This window comes from Streptomyces sp. NPDC037203 (assembly GCF_055605065.1).
Window position 1 is genome coordinate 26,401 of sequence record NZ_JBVJUC010000009.1, and the last position, 17,616, is coordinate 44,016.

The following is a 17,616-nucleotide window of genomic DNA, read 5'->3' on the forward strand; positions in this document are numbered from 1 at the left end:
GTTGTCGAAGCGCGGGTACAGTGTCCCTGCCGTGCACCTCAGTGCGGCAAGGGCGGCCGACCAGGGAAGAGAAGCCGAAACGATGACAAGCGAGCAGGCGCAGGCTCCTGGCGTGTTGGGCGGCTGGACGACCCGCCGCTGGTTGCGCGTCGGGGTGACCGGCGTGCTCGTCGTCCTGGCGGTGCTGGGGTCCCTGGGCGGCTGGGCCATGTGGCGGACCTCCGACCTGACCGCTTCGCTGGTCGACCGGCGCTCCCCGGCCCTGATCGAGTCGATCCGGATCGAAGAGGCTCTGATCAATCAGGAGACCGGCATCCGCGGCTACGGCATGTCCGGTCGGCGGGACTTCCTGCAGCCGTATGGCCAGGGCGTGGCCGACGAGAAGACGGCACTCAGGAGAGTGCGGCTCCTTCTCGTCGACGACAGCCGGGCGCTCGCCGATCTGGCCGAGGTGGAGAAGAACGCCGACGCCTGGCAGAAGCTCATAGCCCGGCCCATCGCGACGGCGTCCCCCGCCGAGGCCATGAGGATCACCGGGGAACGCGCCGAGGCGGGCAAGGCGGACTTCGACTCGCTGCGGCGTGCGATGGCACGCCAGCAGGCCCACCTGGAGGACGAGCGGGCGACGGCCACGCGTGAGCTGAAGCAGGCGGTGAGCCTGCGGAACTGGATGTTCTCGGGCATCGCCCTGGTCATCGCCGTGGTGGCGGTGCTCGTCTTCGAGGGCCTGCGCCGCGGTGTCACCCGCCCGCTCAGCCGGCTCGGCGCGGCGGCCCGCGACGTCGCCCAGGGCCGTTTCGACCGCACGATCACCGGCAGCGGACCCGCCGACCTGCGGCGGCTGGCCACCGACGTGGACTCCATGCGCCTGCGGCTGGTGGAGGAGCTGCGCTTCAGCGAAAGGACCCGCAGGGTCCTGGACGAGCAGGCCGGCGACCTGAAGCGGTCGAACGCGGAGCTGGAGCAGTTCGCCTACGTCGCCTCGCACGACCTCCAGGAGCCGCTGCGCAAGGTCTCCAGCTTCACCCAGCTGCTGCAACGCCGCTATGGCGGGCAGCTGGACGCGAAGGCGGACCAGTACATCGCCTTCGCCGTCGACGGCGCCAACCGCATGCAGAACCTCATCAACGACCTGCTGGCCTTCTCCCGAGTCGGCCGTGTCCACAACGAGCACCGGACCGTGGACCTGGAGGACGTACTGGGCAGAACGCTGGACGACCTCAGCGTGCGGGTGGAGGAGACCGGTGCGGAGATCACCCACGACACCCTGCCCGTCGTCGTCGGAGACCTGACCCAGCTGGGCATGCTGTGGCAGAACCTGCTGTCCAACGCGCTCAAGTTCCACAGTCCCGACCGGCCGCCGCGCATCCACATCGGCGCCGAGCGCAAGCAGGACATGTGGGAGTTCACGGTCACCGACAACGGCATCGGCATCGCGCCGGAGTTCCAGGAAAAGGTGTTCATCCTCTTCCAGCGGCTGCACACCAAAGACGCCTATCCGGGCACCGGCATCGGCCTCGCGATGTGCAAGAAGGTCGTGGAGTTCCACGGCGGCACGATCAGCATCGATCCGGACCACGACCTCGGCACCCGCGTCGTCCTGACCCTCCCCGCCCTCGACGCCGCGACGGCGGCCCCGGACAGAGAGACGAAGCCGTGACCGCTCCAGTCGCAGGCCGCGCCGAGCAGTACGCGATGCTGCTGGTGGAGGACGACGACGGAGACGCCCTCCTGGTCGAGGAGCTCCTGTACGACACCGACCTGCCGCACACCCTGACGCGGTGCCGTTCGGCGGCCGAGGCGCGCAGGGCACTGGAGGCGGCTCCCGTCGACTGCGTCCTGCTCGATCTGCACCTGCCCGACGCGAGCGGTGTGGCGACGGTCCAGGCGATCCAGGCCGACACACAGGCCGCCATCATCGTGCTCACCGGGCTGGAGGAGCCCCGCGCCGGGGTCGACGCCCTCGCCGCCGGCGCCCAGGACTACCTCATCAAGGGCAAGGTCGAGCCCGAGCTGATGCAGCGGGCCGTCCGCTACGCCGTCCAGCGCAAACAGGCCGAACGCGCCAACGCGGCGCTGCAGATCGGCCGTTTGCGGGCGGAGGAGAACGCACGCCTGGAACGCGGGCTGCTCCCCGAACCCATCCTGTCCTCCACCAGCGTCACCGCCTCCAGCCGCTATTACCCCGGACGGGCGCAGGCCCTGCTGGGCGGCGACTTCCTCGATGTCGTCCAGACCGGGGACGGCCAGGTCCACGCCGTCATCGGAGACGTCAGCGGCCACGGCCCCGACGCGGCCGCGCTGGGCGTCTGCCTCCGCATCGCCTGGCGATCCCTCACCCTCGGTGGCCACCGCGATCAGGAACTTCTTCACCTCCTCGAACAGATCCACATCGCCGAGCGTGCGGGCAACGACCTGTTCACCACCTGCACCCTGATCACCCTGGACCCGGTGGCCGCCACGCTCACCCTGCACCTCGCCGGTCATCACGAGCCTCTTCTCGTCACGCCGGAGGGGACACGGCAGGTCAGCGCCGCCCACGGCATCGCGCTGGGCATCGCGCCCGGACTCGGCGACTGGCCCGCCACCAGGGTGGCGCTGCCCGCGGAAGGCGCGCTCATCGCCTACACCGACGGTCTCATCGAGGGCTTCACGGAAGGCACGGGCACCCGGCTCGGCGTGGACGGTCTGCTGCGCATCATCGGCAGCCTGCACACGTCCGATCCCGGCGCCCATCTCGACGAGATCATCGCCCGCACCCGCGCGCTCAACGCGGATCGCCATACCGACGACCTGGCCGTCCTGCGCCTTGACTGGAAGAGAGGGGCAGCGGCGCCCGGCCCTACGGGGAGCGCTTGACGGACCGCGGTACGGCCGCCCACCGGCTCGGGCGACATCGGTGACATCTGTTGAGGTGAACGGGCCTACTGGGCGGGCATCCTGACGCGCCATCACCGGGCGGTGGTCGGGGGAGGGGCCGGGGCGCCCCGGAGGCCGCGCCCGGATTCGATGCATTCCCCTCCGGGAGCGGGGTACCCGTCGTCGGGCACGACGTACCAGCAGAGCGGGAGGTATCTCATGAGCAAGCTCGGGGACTTGGCGAACAAGGCCAAGGAGATGGCCGAGCGCCACCCGGATCAGGCCGACAAGGGCGTCGAGAGCGTCGAGCGGCTGGTCGACGAGCGCACGGGCGACAAGTACGACGCCCAGACCGACAAGGCCGCGGAAGCGGTGCGGCGTTCCTACGGCGGTCCCGGCACGGCCGAGCACTGACCCCGCACCACCGGCAGACGGGCCCCGCGGCAGCTCGCCGCGGGGCCCGGTCGTGCCTGCCCTCGTACCAGGGGGCGCCGGTGAAGGCGAGGCGTGTCGGCGCCGTCTCGGGGCACCCTACGGCCATGGAGGAAAGTCCCGGCACGCGTCCACCGACCCGCGCCTTCGTGCTGGGCGGCGGTGGCGCGCTCGGCGCGTACGAGGTCGGCATGCTCAAGGCCCTCTTCGCCTCGGGGGTGCGCCCCGACCTCGTCGTCGGGACCTCCGTGGGCGCGATCAACGGCGCTGTCGTCGCCGCCGATCCGTCGAGTTCGTCCGTGGCCCGGCTCGCCGATCTGTGGACCGGTCTGGGGCGTTCCGGCGTGTTCTCCGGATCGCTGCTGGGCCGGCTGGGCACCGCGGCGCGCAGCGGCACGCACCTCTACCACGCCACCCCCTTGAGCGAGTTGCTCGTCTCCCACGTACCGGTCGCGCACATCGAGGACCTGACCCTGGCGTTCCAGTGCGTCGCCGCGAGCATCGAGCGGGCCGCCGAGCACTGGTTCACCGACGGGCCGCTGGTCGAGGCCGTGCTCGCCTCGTGCGCGGTGCCCGGACTGCTGCCGCCCGTCCGGGTGGACGGGGAGCACTACGTCGACGGAGGTCTGGTCAACAGCATTCCCGTCGGCCGCGCGGTGGCCCTCGGGGCGACCGAGGTGTACGTCCTCCAGGTGGGCCGGGTGGAGCGGGCCCTCTCGCCGCCACGGGTCCCCTGGCAGGTCGCTCTGGTGGCCTTCGAGATCGCCCGCAGGCACCGGTTCGCCCGCGACATGGCGGACCTCCCGTCAGGAGTCACCGTCCACGTGCTGCCCTCCGGGTCGAGCCACGAGGAGAGCGCGGCGACCCTGCGGCAGTTGCGTCACCGCAGCTTCGGACGGACGGCCGAACGCATCGAACGCGCCTACGCGGCCTCCTCCCGCTACCTCGACACTTCCCTCGGGTAAGCCCCCCGGTTCTCGCCGGGTCGCGGGACCCCGTTCCCCCGGAGCCGACCGATCCCAGAGAAAGGGCCCTGACCATGACCGGTGCGAGAGCCCTGCGCAGGCGCCTGGCGGGGCCGGCCGGTGCTGCGGTCACCGGCCTGCGCCGCGCGACCACCATCGCGCTGCTGCTGGCGCTCGTGCCCGTGGCGGCGGGTCTCCTCGTCGTGGCGGGCCTGCTCTGCGCCCCGCTCGCGCCTGTCGCGCGCGAGCCGTGGCGGCCCGTACGGATCATCGGCTTCGCCCTGCTGTACCTGCTGGCGGAGCTGGGCGGGCTGCTGGCCGCCGCCGTCCTGTGGGTTCGCCGACTGCCCGACCGGCGGCACCGGGAGGAGCGCCGTGCCGCGGACGCCTTCGCCGTACTGGAGCGGCTGCTACGGCTGCTGCGACGGGCCGCCGAACCGGTCTTCCGGCTCAGGCTGGAGGTGACGCCCGCGCTCCCCGCCACGCCCCGTCCCGTGACCGCGCCGGTTCTCGTCTTCGTCCGGCACGCCGGTGTCGGCGACTCCTTCCTGCTGATGCAGACACTGCTCGGCCAGGCCGGACTGCGCCCGCACCTCGTGCTGAAGCGGATCCTGCGCGCCGACCCCGCCCTCGACGTGCTGATCGGGCAGGTACCCCACTGCTTCCTCCCGGCCCTCGACGGCCGGGACGAGGAAGCGATCGGGGAACTGGCGGCGGGACTGCGGCCGGGCGACGCGCTCGTCATCTTCCCGGAGGGCGGCAACTTCACGCCGCGCCGGCGGCGGCGCGCGATCGCCTCGCTGCGCCGCCGCGGGCTGCCGCGCCGGGCGCGCCGCGCGGAACGGATGCACCATGTCCTGCCGCCCAGGGACGCCGGAGCCCTCGCCGCGATCGCCGCCGCGCCCACGACCGATATCGTCTTCGTCGCCCACACCGGGCTGGACGTCGTCCACTCGGCGCGCACCGCGTGGACCCGGCTGCCCCTGCGGAACGCCGTGCGCGCGCACTGGTGGCGCATACCCGCCGGCAGTGTGCCGCGGGGCGACGACGCCCGCAGTGAATGGCTGCTCGCCCAGTGGGACCGCGTCGACCGCTGGGTGGCCGACCATGCCGCCGCGGGCGCCACGCACGCCTGAAGCCGGCCACGGTCACCTGATCGACTTGGCCGGGCGGGTGAGGAGGTGCAGAAGCTGCTCCATGGGGCCGCGTCTGAACAGCCGGGTCCACACGGTGGCCAGCAGCATGGTGGCCGCGATGAAGACGGCCAGCACCGCCAGGGCGGACATGCCGTCGCCGTCGACGGCGGGTACGTACCAGACGTCGTCGAAGAACCACAGCGCCAGGATGTGCAGGACGTACGCGGTCAGGGCCATCATGCCCACCGCGGCGACGGGGCCGGCCAGACGCGCGAGCCGGGGCGTCCGCTCGGCGACGGTCAGGCAGGCGGCGACCACGGCCACGGCGACTCCGGTGCTGCCGACGATGGAGAACGTCGTCTCGCTGTGCGGGACGGCCACCAGCAACCAGGCCGGCGGGGGCCGGCCCGCGGGCTCGCCCGCGATGTCGGACCACCACCACGGGGACGACGCCGGGCTGTGCGTGGCGGACGCGACCGCGGACAGGGCGTGCGGGACCAGGTGCAGAGCCAGCCAGGAACCGCCGTAGCCCAGCAGCGCGAGTACCCCACCGGTCAGCGCGAGCCGCGATCTCGCGTGCGGGCGGCCCGTGTCCAGCCGGGCCACCGCCATTCCGGCGAGCAGGAACGGTATCCACGTGAGCACCGGGTAGTCCCCGGTGAACAGCAGGCCCATGGTGCCGTCCGTGCCGGTGACGCGGGCCAGGGGGTCATGGGCCGTGACGAGGTCCGCCCAGCCGCCGTCCGAGACGGCCGCCCGGATCCCGTACAGGGCCTGGGGGAGGAGCAGGGCGGACGCGGCGGCGATGAGAGCCAGCGTCCCGGCCCGCAGCCGGTACAGCGGGAGAACGGCGAGGAAGAGAACCCCGTAGTAGCTGAGGATCACGTTGACCTCGGTGCCCAGCGCGCTCAGCGCGTACCCGAGGACCAGCAGCACGCCGGCGCGGATCACGACCGTGGCCACGGCCTGGCGGCCCGCCCGGCCGGTACGGGGCTGCGGGCGGCCGGTGATGATGACCAGGGAGAACCCGGCCAGCAGGGCGAAGAGGGCGGAGGAGCGGCCACTCGCCGTCTCCAGCAGGAACCCCACCGGGCCGCCCACCGCCGGGTCGGGACCGACATGCACGGAGAACATGCCGAGGACCGCGAGCCCGCGCGCCAGGTCGATCCCGATGAGCCGCCCCGGCGGCACTCTCCCGGCGCGGGCGGGAGCCGGAGTGGGGGGACGGGCCCGCCCCGGCAGTGGTGGGACACGCGCCGCCGGGGCCAGGAGTGCTTCGGGAGCTGGTCTCGCGCTGTGCGCCGGTGCTTTGCGGGTCATGTACCGATGGGTTCACCGCGACGCCGCCCGAACCACTCCGGCAGCCGTCCCGACCCCCTCCGCCATACGTCCGCGGCCACCTCCGCCGCACGTCCGCGGCCCCCTCCGCCACACGTCCGCGACCACCCCCGCCGACCGGACGGCCGGTCGCCCGCCGACCGGGCGAGCCGGTGCCGCCGATCGGCGGGTACCGCACGCCGTCCGGCTCCGACGGGCTCCCGCGGGGGTAGGCATCGCACGGGAGGCATGCGACGAGCGGAGCGCACGTGGTCCGGGTAATGGTGATCGACGACGAAGCCCTGATCCGTTCGGGCTTCACGCACATCCTCAACGCGGCGGACGACATCGAGGTCGTCGGCGCGGTGCCCGGCGGCCGGGGCGTGCACGCGGTGCGGGAACTGCGACCCGATGTCGTCCTGCTCGACATCCGGATGCCGGACGTCGACGGGCTGTCGGTGCTGGCCGACCTGCGCCGCATGCCCGAGCCCCCGGTGGTGGCGGTCCTCACCACGTTCGACGCGGACGATTACGTGACGACGGCACTGCGCTCGGGCGCGGCCGGTTTCCTGCTCAAGGACACCGATCCCGAGGAGCTTCCCCACCTGGTGCGCACGCTGGCGCAGGGCGGGACCGTGCTGTCGTCCAAGGTCATGCGCAGGGTGGTGGACGGCTACCTCGACCACGGCGTGCGCGAGCCCACCGCGGTGCGCCTCACCGACCGGCTCACCGAGCGTGAACGGGCGGTCCTCGTCCTCATGGCCGAGGGACTGGCCAACACCGACATCGGCGAGCGGCTGCACCTGAGCACCGGAACCGTGAAGGGCCACGTCACCAACCTGCTCGGCAAACTGCGGGTCGGCAGCCGGGTCCAGGCCGTACTGATCGCCGAGCGCGCAGGTCTGCTCGCGCGGGACGGGGACGAGGGCGTACGTTGACCCTCCGACGGCCTTCGGACCGGCAGCTCGACGTGGTCCTCGTCGGGCTCGCGCTGGTCGACGCGTCGGCCCACGTCGCCATCGCGGACCGGCCGGCCGCCGCCTGCGCGCTCCTCGGCGCGCTCTCGCTCGGCGCGCGCCGTCGGCTGCCCCTGGCGACCTTCGTCCTCACGCTCCCCACCGCCCTGGTCACGGACGCGGTCCTCGCGCCGATGGCCGCGCTGTACACGCTCGCCTCGCTCAATCGCCACCGCGTCCTGCTGGCAGCCTGTGCCCTCACGTATGCCGTCATCGACTACCTGCCCTGGCCGTGGTCGTCCCTCGACGCCACCGAGCTGTCCCAGACGAACAACCTCTTCCACCTCAGCTACACGGTGGCCACCGCCGCCGCCCCGGTCTTCCTGGGCCAACTCGTCCAGGCACGACGCGAACTCTCCCTGCGCCTCGCCGACATCTGCGCGGCGCGCGAGCAGGAACGGCTGCTGACCGCCCGGAGCGTCCTCGCCGAGGAACGCGCCCAGCTCGCCCGCGAGATGCACGACGTGGTCTCCCACCAGGTCAGCCTGATCGCCGTACAGGCCGGAGCGCTCCAGGTGGGGAGCAGGGACACCGAGACGAGGCGGGCGGCGGCCACGATCCGCCGCCTGAGTGTGCAGACCCTGGACGAGTTGCGGCACATGGTGGGCGTCCTGCGCGACTCCGGCAGCGAGCCGAGCGAACTGACACCGCAGCCCTCCCTCGCCGACCTGGAGCGGCTGATCGACGCCAGCGGCATCGAGACGAAACTGGAGACCGATCTGCCCGAGGACCTTCCGCCCACGCTGCAGCGCGCCGTCTACCGCACCGTGCAGGAGGCACTGACCAACGCGCGCAAGCACGCCCCCGGTGCCACGGCGACCGTCCGCATCGTCCACCGCGGCGACCGGGTCCGCACCACCGTCACCAACACCGCCCCGCTCCGGCGGGCGCTGGCGCTGCCGAGCGCCCGGCACGGCCTGGTCGGCCTGGCGCAGCGGGCCGAACTCCTCGGTGGCAGCGTGACCTTTGGGCCCACCGCGGAGGGCGGTTACGAACTCCGCCTGGAACTGCCCATCGGGCGCAACCGCTGACCTCCCGGCCGGCGGCCACCACGCCCCGCACGCCGCCGGCCGGCCGATCGCCTGGAAGCGAGCCGCGGTGCCGGGCCGGTGGTTCAACCGAACGCGCGTCGGTAGGTCTGCGGACTGACACCGGTGGTGCGCTTGAAGCGGTCGCGGAAGGCGGTGGGTGAGCCGAAGCCGACCTGACCGCCGATGTGTTCGACGGAGTGCCTCGTGGTTTCGAGGAGGTGCTGCGCCTGGCGGATGCGGGCTCGGTGGAGCCACTGGAGCGGCGTGGTGCCGATCTGGTCGTTGAAGTGCCGGATCAGGGTTCGGGTGCTGGTCCCCGCCCGTTCGGCGATGTCGGCGAGGGTCAGGTCGCGGGCCAGGTTCTCCCGCAGCCAGGCGAGCAGTGCCTCCAGTTCGGAGCCGTGCGGCGCGGGCGCATGGTCGTAGGCGATGAACTGCGCCTGCCCGCCTTCCCGTTCGAGCGGCATCACCGACAGGCGGGCGGCGTCGGCGGCTACGGCCGAGCCGTAGTCACGGCGAATCATGTGCAGGCACAGGTCCAGGCCCGCGGCCGCGCCGGCCGAGGTGAGGAACTGGCCGTTGTCGACGTAGAGGACGTCCGGGTCGACCTCGACGTCCGGGTACATGGCCGCCAGCAACTCGGCCGCACACCAGTGGGTCGTGGCGCGCAGCCCGTCCAGGAGCCCGGTGGCAGCCAGCGGGAAGGTGCCCGCGCAGATGGAGGCGATCCGCGTACCGGCGGCAGCGGCCGAGCGCAGCGCGTCGCGCACGGCGGGAGCGAGCGGAGCGGTGGGATCGGTGACACCGGGCACGAAGATCGTTTCCGCCTCCTGGAGTCCCTCCAGACCCCAAGGAGCGCGTACCGCGAAGGCTCCGGCGTCGATCTCGGGGCTCTCGGCACACACGCGGACCTGGTATCCGGGCCTCCCGTCGGGCAGCCGGGTCCGGGAGAAGACCTCGATCGGGGTGGACAGGTCGAACGGGATCACCTGGTCCAGCGCGAGAACGGCAACGGTGTGCATGGCCAGAACGTACCTTCCTCCCGGTGTGACGAGTCCGGGCCGGTATCCGGATCGCCTCATGTCACCGCGGTTCCGGACCGCTGGGAAGCCGCTGGCAATTTCCCGTTGAAACATGTCACCAGTGCCACTGGGAGATCACCGTGGCAGCCGGTTGACTTCGGAGCATCCGATGGGAACCGACCCCGAAGGCCGACAGGCCGACGCCGGAGGGTGCGGTGACCGTCGGACCGTCCCGGCAGCAAGCGCTCACGAGGCGACCAGCGGAAACCGGCCCCGATGCCCGCCACCTCCTGAGCGCCCGGCCCCTCGAGGGCCGGCCGCTCGCCCTCCCCGTCGTCCAGTCAGGAAGAACATCGGCATGTCCGTCGAAGACGCCCGCAGCCTGCCCGTCTCCCTCCCCGTCGGCACGAACGAGGCCGTAGCCGAACGGCGTACCCGCCACGGCGGACCCTCCGGGGCCGACCACCTTCCGTTCGCGCAAGCCACCGGCGAGCGCCGGGAAGGACAGGAGCGCCAGGCGTGACCAAGTTCCTGCTGTGTCTGCACGTCCTGGCCGCCGTCGTCGCCGTCGGCCCGGTCACCGTCGCCGCGAGCATGTTCCCCGCGGCGCTGCGCCGCGCCGTGGGCGACTCCGGCGACGGCGACGCCCGGACGACCCTGCGGACACTGCACCGCATCTGCCGGGTCTACGCGGGCATCGGCGTCGCCGTCCCGCTTTTCGGCTTCGCCACGGCCGGCAGCCTCGGCGTGCTCGGCAGCCCATGGCTGATCACCTCGATCCTGCTGACCGCCATGGCCGCCGGTGTCCTGGCCCTGCTCATCCTGCCCGCTCAGGACCGTGCCCTGGCCGAGACGACGGGTCCCGCCGCGCCGTGGCCGGCACGAACCCCCCGGGCAGCGGGCCGACTCGCCATGTTCACCGGCATCTTCAACGTGCTGTGGGCCACGGTCACCGTACTGATGATCACCCGTCCCGGCTCCACCACGGGGGTGTGACCATGCGCCTGCGCCCTCCACGCCACCTGCGCGTCGCGGCCCACACCGAACTGATCTCCCTGACCGCCCTGCTGGCCAACCTGTTCACCGTCCATCTCAAACCCATCTCCACGCTGATGGGCCCCACCCACGGCTGCGCCTACCTGTTCGTCGTCCTCGCGACCTGGCGGCTGGAAGGGGCGACGACCGCCGCCAGGTTCCTGGCTCTCGTACCGGGAGCCGGCGGGCTGCTCGCGCTGCGGCGGGTCGACGGCGCCGACCAGGGCCGGGTCCAGTCGAAGGAGGCCATTCCCTCATGATCTACGTGGCGCCGATCGTCATCGGCATCGCCTACTGCCTGCTGATGTCCCTGATCAAGGAACCGCACCGGCGTCGCTTCAACGCGATCATGCTGGCCGGCGCCGGGGCCGCCTATCTGAGCGGGGGCGGGGTCGGACCGTGGGAGCTGCCGTTCACCGCGCTCATGGCCTACATCGCCTACCGCGGCCTGGAATCCTGGACCTTCATCGGCATCGGCTGGCTGCTGCACACCGCCTGGGACGTGGTCCACCTGCTCAAGGGCCGTCCCATCCTGCCCTTCGCCCACACCTCGTCCATGGGCTGCGCCATCTGCGACCCCGTCATCGCCCTGTGGTGCTTCCGCGGCGGACCGTCGCTGATCGAGCACCTGCGCCGCTGGTCGGGGGCCGCCCGGAGAGCGGATCACGATCACGCCTCCGCCTCCTCCTGAGCCACCGGGGCGAATGCTGCGGCTCCCGGCGGCTCTTGGCCCTGCGCCGACGACCTGGTAGGCATGCCCCTGTGCGATTCGAGAGTGTCCCCATGCCGGCGTCGGTCGGGGCCCGGCCCCGTGACGTCCGCGGCTACCCCGTGCCGGCGATCACGCCCTGGGAGGCGGACGAGCCCCGGTTCGCACTGACCGACTACGACCGCAGCGCCGCCTGCGCCCGCGAACGCCGGTGCTCGGTGTGCGACCAGGCCATGCCGCGGGGCCCGGTGTGGCGGGTGGTGGGCGCCGCGGAGAGCGCGGCGATCGGCGAGGCACTGGCCACCGGGCGGCCGTACCGCAATCTCGCGCCGACCCTCGAAGGTCCGGGACATCGCGCGTGCATGCTCTACGCCTCGATGGTCTGTCCGTACCTGGCCCGCCCCAACGCCCGGCGCGGCATGTCGGCGGCCGAGCCGGACGACATGACCGCCCATGTGGTGCGGGGAGCCGTCCGGGGCGGCCGGGGCGCGGTGGTCGGGTTCGCGGAGTACGAGTACGCCGTCACCGCCAGTCGGGTGCTGTTCCGCTTCCTCGACATCGTCGAGTTCCTGCCGCACGACAGCGCCGACGAGCATCTGGACGAGCTGCGGGCCGAGTTGGCCCGGACCCCGCGCTGACCCGCCGCGCGCCCCGGACCTGCCCGTCCGCCTCGTCGGCCGCGGTCAGGGCCGGTACGCCGCCAGGCCGGTGGTCGAAGTGGCCCTGGCCGGGCGGCCCGTGCCGTCGGCCCGCAGGGTCACCGTGCCCGACGGGGTGCGCGCCGCGAGGCTCTTGCCGTCGGGGGACCAGGCCGGCTCGGTGTAGTCGGTCGTGGCATGCGGGGTGAGGTCCTTGACGCGGTCGCCGTGCGTCAGGTCCTCGACGAGGACGTGGTCGTGACCGGCGACCGAGCGCACGAAGACGACCTCCTCCTCGTTCGGGGACAGCGCCGGCTCCGAGCCCTTGGCGAGCTTGGTGCCCTGCTGGCGCAGATAGTCGTCACGGATGTAGACAAAACCGGTGTGGTCGTTGGCGTACACCGAAGTGCCGTAGTGGCCGGCGGCGTTCGGCCAGACGTTGTGGGTCTGCGGCAGCTGCCCGTCCGGGCCGGGGTCGCCGAAGAGGGACAGCGTCTTGGGTGTGCCGTGGACGGCCTTGGCGGATACGTACTTCAGCCGGGACACACCGCCCGCGCGCGCCGCGAAGATGAGGTTGTCCTTGGCGGGGATGTCGTACCGGGAGTCCTTCGCGGTCACCTGCCAGGTCGGGTGGGACCAGTTCTGGTTGCCGGGATTCCTGGCGACCACGACGCGCCCGCTGCCGTCGGGACCGGCGATGTCCAGGTTGCCCGAGCCGTCGACGAAGGCGGCCTCGGTGCCGTTCGGCGACCACGCGAGGTCACGGACCGGTACCCCGAAGTCCACCTTGCGACCGCCGATCAGCACATACCTGGTGCCGTTGCTGACGGTCAGGGTGCCGTGCGCGGCACCGGAGGCGGCCGAGGCGGCTCCGGTGCCGCCGAGAAGCGCGGTGCCGGTGACGGTCGCGGCCACGGCGATGGCGGCGGCGACGGTGCGCGTACGCGTGGTCATGAGTGCATTCCCCCGAGAACGTGGAGAGGCCGAGTGGCGCGGTACACCGGCGCCGGTCCCGAGCCTGGCAGGCACCGGTCCTCGAATCGTCCGTTCGGTGTCACAGGCGGGTAACACGAAGGCCCGGTGCGTGCGTTCGGTGATGTCCCGCACCCTCGAGCCCTGCGAGCGCTCGGCGTCGCCACCACCCGGCCCGACAGGTACGAGCGGCCGCGGTCACGCTTCGACGGAATGGATCGGCGGCCGGAAGCAGGCGACGATGTCCTTGCCGCGGGGGCAGCGATGGACCTCCCATTCGTGCGCGAGGGCGTCGACCAGGAACAGGCCGCGCCCTCCCGGAGCGTCGGTGTCGGGACGCCGTTGCTCGGGGAGTCTGGAATCGGCGTCGTGCACGGTCACATGGAGGCAGCCTTCGTCCCAGGTGAGGATCAGCTGCGCCGTGCTGTGGGCGTGCACGTGGGCGTTGGTGACGAGTTCGGAGACGGTCAGCAGGACCGAGTCCACCAGCTCCGGCTCCGTCCGGGTCCAGCCGAGTGTCTCCAGATGCGTCCGTGTCCAGTCCCTGGCCGCCTTCACCCCGCTGCTCACGGGCAGCGTCCGTGCCCATCCCACAGCCTTCAACGAGGACCCGTCTTCCACTTCTCCTCCTTCGGCGACCGGTCGTACGCCTTCCGGGTGCCCGCGTTCGGCCGATTCAGCTCCGGTTGCCGGGGGCCCGTGGGCGGTGGTCCGCGCGAAAATCCGGGCGGCCATGAACGCAGGGGGCTTGCGCCGCGGCATCGGCAGGCTGCCGTCGGACCGTCCGGCCGGTCGTCTCGTCGGGCGTCCTGGTCGCCGGACTCTCACTCCGGTCAGGCGTGGGCGGCCTGGTGCACCGGCACTTCCGCGCACCGGTGTTATGGGTCGGCCGCCGACAGTGCTGGGCCCTTGAGTATTGCCCATGACTTCACGTCAGTGCAATGTTACATACCGCTGCCCGCCTCCTCGGGCGGCCTCCCCTTCGCTCCCCCCACTGGAGACGCGATGCAGTCTCGACCACTCCTGCCCAGAATCCTCGCCGCCGGGCTGGCGGCCGGAGGGCTCGTCGCGGGTCTGATGAGCGCCCAGGCCACCGCGGCCCCCGGTGTCTCGGGGCCGGCCCCGTCGTCCGCCGCGGCACCCTCCGCGGTCGTGCAGGCGGCCAGACAGCACGGAAAGGCCACGCCGACCGGACCCGAGACCGGTCGGTCCCAAGCCCCCACCACACAGGCGAAGCCGCTGCCCCCGAAGCTCCGCGGGGAACCGGCCGCCCTGGGGTCGGCCAAGCCGTCCAAGCCGCACCTGTCAGGGCACGCGGCACTCAACGCGGCCGGTGCCGCGTGCACCACGGCGGACTTCGCGGGCCGGTCCGGCAGCGACCTGGTGTCGTACATCAAGACAGTGGACTGGAACTCCTGCCTCAACCCGCTGTTCAGCCTGACCGGTTCGGACGCGCACGCGGTGTTCAACGAGTCGCAGATGCTCGCGGTGGCAAACGGCATCACGAGCGCGGCCGGCTCCTACACCGGCGACGACTCCGGCGGCCTGTACGAACTGATGTACTTCATGCGCGCCGGCTACTACGTGCAGTACGGCGACCCCCAGGACGTCGGCGCCTACGACTCCTCGCTGCGCGGCGCGATCGAGAAGGGCCTGGACACGCTGTTCGCCAGTGGCCACGCGAACGACGTCAGCGCGGGCAACGGCGGTGTGCTGGAGCAGGCGTTCATCCTCTCCGACAGCGCGCAGGTGCAGGCCGACTACCTGAAGGTCTACTCCCGCTACCTCGACGCCTACGACAGCGGCACCTGGGACGCCGTCCCCGAGATGGACCGGGCGCTGAACGCGATCTACACCCCGCTGTGGCGCGGCCCGTGGCTCCCGGACTTCGTCGCCGCGATCACCGCCGACCCCGGCATCGCCGACACCCTCTACCACTTCACCCTCGACCATCGCGACCTGCTCGGCGGCGGCAACGACGTCCTCGACTCCAACGCGGGGAACGACCTGGCCAACTTCATCCAGATCCCGGCCCTGCAGGGCAAGATCCGCCCGCTCATCAAGGGCCTGCTGGACGGCTCGTCCATCACCGGTGCCACGGACAACCTGTGGGTGCACGTCGCCTACCGCGCCAGCATCGGCGATCCGGACCAGTGCTCCTACTACGGGGTCTGCGATCTGGCGAAGCAGCTCACCGCGGCCGCGCTGCCGATCGACTACCCCTGTGCCGACTTCACCGTCATGGCGCAGGCGCTCACCGCGACGGAACAGACCGCCGTCTGCACGAGCCTGACCAACGAGGTCGGCTTCTACCAGGACCAGGTCAAGACCAGTACGCCGATACCCGGTGAGTACTTCGACCTGAAGATGGTCATCTTCGGGAGCAAGACCGACTACGCGACCTACTCGTGGGCGATCTTCGGCAACGACACCGACAACGGCGGCGAGACGCTGACCGGCACGCCCGCCGACCCCCACAACATCGCCTACTCCATCCTCTACCAGTGGCCGACCGACAATGGCTTCCCGGCCAACGCCTGGAACCTCAACCACGAGTTCGCCCACATCCTGCAGTCCGTCTACGACATGAAGGGCGACTTCGGCACCCAGGTCACCGTGCCGGACGTGTGGTGGATAGAAGGGCAGGCGGAGTACGTCTCCTACACGTACCGCGGCATCACCGACGACGGCGCGATCACCGAGGCCGCGAAGCACACCTACAAGCTCAGCCAGTTGTTCCAGAACACCTACGCCATCGACGACGAGACCCGAACCTACCCGTGGGGCTACCTGGCCGTCCGGTACATGACCGAGAAGCACCCCGACCGGATCCAAGCCATGCTGGCCAAGATGCGGACCGGGGACTACCAGGGCGCCTACGCCGTCTACAACAGCATCGGCACCGGTTACGACGCCGACTTCGACGCCTGGCTCGACACCCTGGCCGGTGGCAGCGGCGGCTCGTCCGTGCCGTGCACCGATTCCAACACCCAGGCCATGGGCCGGAACTGCTACCGCTCCGGCCAGTCCGGGGTGGCGGGCGACACCGACTACTTCTGGATCTACCTGCCGGCCGGCACCACGACCCTGAAGGTCACCACCAGCGGCGGCAGCGGCAATGCCGACCTCTACTACGACCCGGCGACCTGGGCCGGTCCGACCGCCTACACCGAGAGGTCCACCAACTCCGGCAACACCGAGAGCATCACCGTCAGCAACAGCGAGGCGGGCTACCGGTACATCAGCCTGTACGCGGCGACCGACTTCAAGGGGGTCACCGTCACCACCTCCTCTTGAGTTCCGGTCACCGGCACCGACTGATCCGGGGCCGCGGCCCGGCCGACTCCGGTCGACCGCCGCGGCCCCGGCAGCGCGCCCGCCGTTCGCCCCCTGCGGCCTACGTACGCGACGTGCGGTAGTGACGGGCGGCCCACGCCTGGAAGTGCGGTGCCCGGCCGATGAGTTCCTCGTAGGCGGCCAGGGCGGCACCGAAAAGGGTCTCGGCCGTCACGTCGGACACGCGTTCGCGATGCCACACCAGCACGTAGCGGCACCACAGGGGCGTACCGGCCAACGGCTTGACGACCACACCCGGATTCGGCTTGCACGTCGCCTGCACGACGGAGACCCCCAGCCCGTCCGCGATCATCCGCTGCAACTGATCGCGGTCCCCGAGGAATTCGTGCACCCTGGCGGGCATGAAGCCGGCGGCCCGGAACGCGTCGTAGCAGACGCCGGGCCAGCCCGCACCGTCGTCCGGCGTCAGGAACCAGGCGTCGCCGGCCAGTTCGCGCAGCGACACGTCCCACCGCGCGCTCGCCGGATGGCCGGCGGGCAGGGCGACGAAGCTCGGCTCGGTGACGATGCCACGACGCACCACGGCCTCCGAGTGCCGCAACTCGCTTCCCGGATAGTCGACCGCGACGCCGACGTCCAGCCGGCCCTCCTCCAGGAGAGCCACGATCCCGGCCGAGGAGTAGACGCTGCTCACCTGCGTGGTCAGCGACGGCAGGACGGCGCGCGCCCGTTGCAGAAGGCCCGGCAGAATGGGGGTGTTCGTCGCGGCCAGCCGCAGCACCCGATCAGTGCCGGGCCGTTCCACGCTGGGCGGCCGCCCGATCGCGTCGGCCAGCGCCACCACCTCGCGCGCCCGCACCACGACTTCCACCCCGAAGCGTGTCGGCGTCACCCCGGCACTGCCCCGGACGAACAGGTCGGCACCCAACAGCCGCTCGATGCGCCTCAGCTGGCTGCTGACCGCCGGCTGCGAGCACCCGAGGACCGTGGCCGTCCGGCCCAGGCTCAGCGTGTCGGCGATCGTGCACAGAATCCGCAGGTGTCGGAGTTCGAGTTCCATCAGCACCCGTTCCAGATCTCGGCCACGGCCGGGTTTCTTGCCGTGCCGCGGCGCGATGTCCGAAGCTGTTCGGGACAGCGAACGACCAGTCGCCGCTCCGTACGGTATAGCGAACGGAGGTGGGGGA

Annotated in this window: 18 protein-coding genes; 13 read left to right on the top strand and 5 right to left on the bottom strand. The window is 71.7% G+C overall.

Going from position 1 to position 17,616, the window contains the following annotated elements; translation table 11 throughout:
* Positions 1-82: 82 nt before the first annotated feature.
* The 5 genes from ACZ7EC_RS23440 to ACZ7EC_RS23460 all read left to right on the top strand — a co-directional run bounded on the left by ACZ7EC_RS23440 (position 83) and on the right by ACZ7EC_RS23460 (position 5,392).
* Positions 83-1,660, top strand: coding sequence for a sensor histidine kinase (locus tag ACZ7EC_RS23440; RefSeq protein ID WP_471065355.1), 1,578 nt, complete (start codon positions 83-85; stop codon positions 1,658-1,660).
* A 35-nt stretch (positions 1,661-1,695) separates the two neighbouring features.
* Positions 1,696-2,859, top strand: coding sequence for a PP2C family protein-serine/threonine phosphatase (locus ACZ7EC_RS23445; RefSeq protein ID WP_471065759.1), 1,164 nt, complete (start codon positions 1,696-1,698; stop codon positions 2,857-2,859).
* Between the two features lie 219 nt (positions 2,860-3,078).
* On the top strand, positions 3,079-3,273 hold the full coding sequence (locus ACZ7EC_RS23450) for an antitoxin (protein ID WP_471065357.1): 195 nt from the start codon (positions 3,079-3,081) through the stop codon (positions 3,271-3,273).
* A 125-nt stretch (positions 3,274-3,398) separates the two neighbouring features.
* Complete coding sequence (locus ACZ7EC_RS23455) at positions 3,399-4,256, top strand: patatin-like phospholipase family protein (RefSeq protein ID WP_471065359.1); 858 nt, start codon at positions 3,399-3,401, stop codon at positions 4,254-4,256.
* Between the two features lie 74 nt (positions 4,257-4,330).
* On the top strand, positions 4,331-5,392 hold the full coding sequence (locus ACZ7EC_RS23460) for a 1-acyl-sn-glycerol-3-phosphate acyltransferase (RefSeq protein ID WP_471065360.1): 1,062 nt from the start codon (positions 4,331-4,333) through the stop codon (positions 5,390-5,392).
* A 12-nt stretch (positions 5,393-5,404) separates the two neighbouring features.
* Here the strand turns inward: ACZ7EC_RS23460 and ACZ7EC_RS23465 are convergent, their stop codons facing one another.
* Positions 5,405-6,712: a DUF418 domain-containing protein gene (locus ACZ7EC_RS23465; RefSeq protein WP_471065361.1), complete on the bottom strand. Its 1,308-nt coding sequence runs from the start codon at positions 6,710-6,712 to the stop codon at positions 5,405-5,407.
* A 266-nt stretch (positions 6,713-6,978) separates the two neighbouring features.
* On the opposite strand from ACZ7EC_RS23465, the gene ACZ7EC_RS23470 reads away from it, so the two are divergent.
* Together ACZ7EC_RS23470 and ACZ7EC_RS23475 are read left to right on the top strand one after the other, a co-directional pair.
* Positions 6,979-7,647: a response regulator gene (locus ACZ7EC_RS23470; protein ID WP_471065363.1), complete on the top strand. Its 669-nt coding sequence runs from the start codon at positions 6,979-6,981 to the stop codon at positions 7,645-7,647.
* Entirely contained in the window at positions 7,644-8,756 is a 1,113-nt protein-coding gene (locus tag ACZ7EC_RS23475) for a sensor histidine kinase (RefSeq protein ID WP_471065365.1), read from the top strand. Before ACZ7EC_RS23470 ends, ACZ7EC_RS23475 begins: the two co-directional genes overlap by 4 nt.
* A gap of 83 nt (positions 8,757-8,839) precedes the next feature.
* Here the strand turns inward: ACZ7EC_RS23475 and ACZ7EC_RS23480 are convergent, their stop codons facing one another.
* The gene (locus ACZ7EC_RS23480; protein WP_471065366.1) at positions 8,840-9,778 is read right to left on the bottom strand and encodes a GlxA family transcriptional regulator; all 939 of its coding nucleotides are present in this window, start codon (positions 9,776-9,778) and stop codon (positions 8,840-8,842) included.
* Between the two features lie 358 nt (positions 9,779-10,136).
* Between ACZ7EC_RS23480 and ACZ7EC_RS23485 the strand changes: the two genes are divergently transcribed.
* The 5 genes from ACZ7EC_RS23485 to ACZ7EC_RS23505 all read left to right on the top strand — a co-directional run bounded on the left by ACZ7EC_RS23485 (position 10,137) and on the right by ACZ7EC_RS23505 (position 12,160).
* Positions 10,137-10,301: a hypothetical protein gene (locus tag ACZ7EC_RS23485; protein WP_471065368.1), complete on the top strand. Its 165-nt coding sequence runs from the start codon at positions 10,137-10,139 to the stop codon at positions 10,299-10,301.
* Positions 10,298-10,774 (top strand): DUF2269 family protein, encoded by a 477-nt coding sequence (locus tag ACZ7EC_RS23490; protein WP_471065369.1) that lies wholly within the window; start codon positions 10,298-10,300, stop codon positions 10,772-10,774. Before ACZ7EC_RS23485 ends, ACZ7EC_RS23490 begins: the two co-directional genes overlap by 4 nt.
* A 2-nt stretch (positions 10,775-10,776) precedes the next feature.
* Positions 10,777-11,073 (top strand): DUF3817 domain-containing protein, encoded by a 297-nt coding sequence (locus tag ACZ7EC_RS23495; protein WP_471065370.1) that lies wholly within the window; start codon positions 10,777-10,779, stop codon positions 11,071-11,073.
* Positions 11,070-11,504, top strand: coding sequence for a DUF6010 family protein (locus ACZ7EC_RS23500; protein WP_471065371.1), 435 nt, complete (start codon positions 11,070-11,072; stop codon positions 11,502-11,504). Before ACZ7EC_RS23495 ends, ACZ7EC_RS23500 begins: the two co-directional genes overlap by 4 nt.
* A 92-nt stretch (positions 11,505-11,596) precedes the next feature.
* Positions 11,597-12,160, top strand: a complete 564-nt coding sequence (locus ACZ7EC_RS23505) for a hypothetical protein (protein WP_471065373.1) — start codon at positions 11,597-11,599, stop codon at positions 12,158-12,160.
* A 45-nt stretch (positions 12,161-12,205) separates the two neighbouring features.
* Here ACZ7EC_RS23505 and ACZ7EC_RS23510 read toward each other — a convergent pair whose 3' ends face one another.
* Positions 12,206-13,114, bottom strand: coding sequence for a TolB-like translocation protein (locus ACZ7EC_RS23510; RefSeq protein WP_471065374.1), 909 nt, complete (start codon positions 13,112-13,114; stop codon positions 12,206-12,208).
* 216 nt (positions 13,115-13,330) lie between these two features.
* The gene (locus tag ACZ7EC_RS23515; protein ID WP_471065376.1) at positions 13,331-13,702 is read right to left on the bottom strand and encodes an ATP-binding protein; all 372 of its coding nucleotides are present in this window, start codon (positions 13,700-13,702) and stop codon (positions 13,331-13,333) included.
* Between the two features lie 435 nt (positions 13,703-14,137).
* Between ACZ7EC_RS23515 and ACZ7EC_RS23520 the strand changes: the two genes are divergently transcribed.
* The gene (locus ACZ7EC_RS23520; protein ID WP_471065378.1) at positions 14,138-16,429 is read left to right on the top strand and encodes a M9 family metallopeptidase; all 2,292 of its coding nucleotides are present in this window, start codon (positions 14,138-14,140) and stop codon (positions 16,427-16,429) included.
* Positions 16,430-16,529: 100 nt separating this feature from the next.
* Here ACZ7EC_RS23520 and ACZ7EC_RS23525 read toward each other — a convergent pair whose 3' ends face one another.
* The gene (locus ACZ7EC_RS23525; protein ID WP_471065379.1) at positions 16,530-17,489 is read right to left on the bottom strand and encodes a LysR family transcriptional regulator; all 960 of its coding nucleotides are present in this window, start codon (positions 17,487-17,489) and stop codon (positions 16,530-16,532) included.
* Between the last annotated feature and the right edge of the window lie 127 nt (positions 17,490-17,616).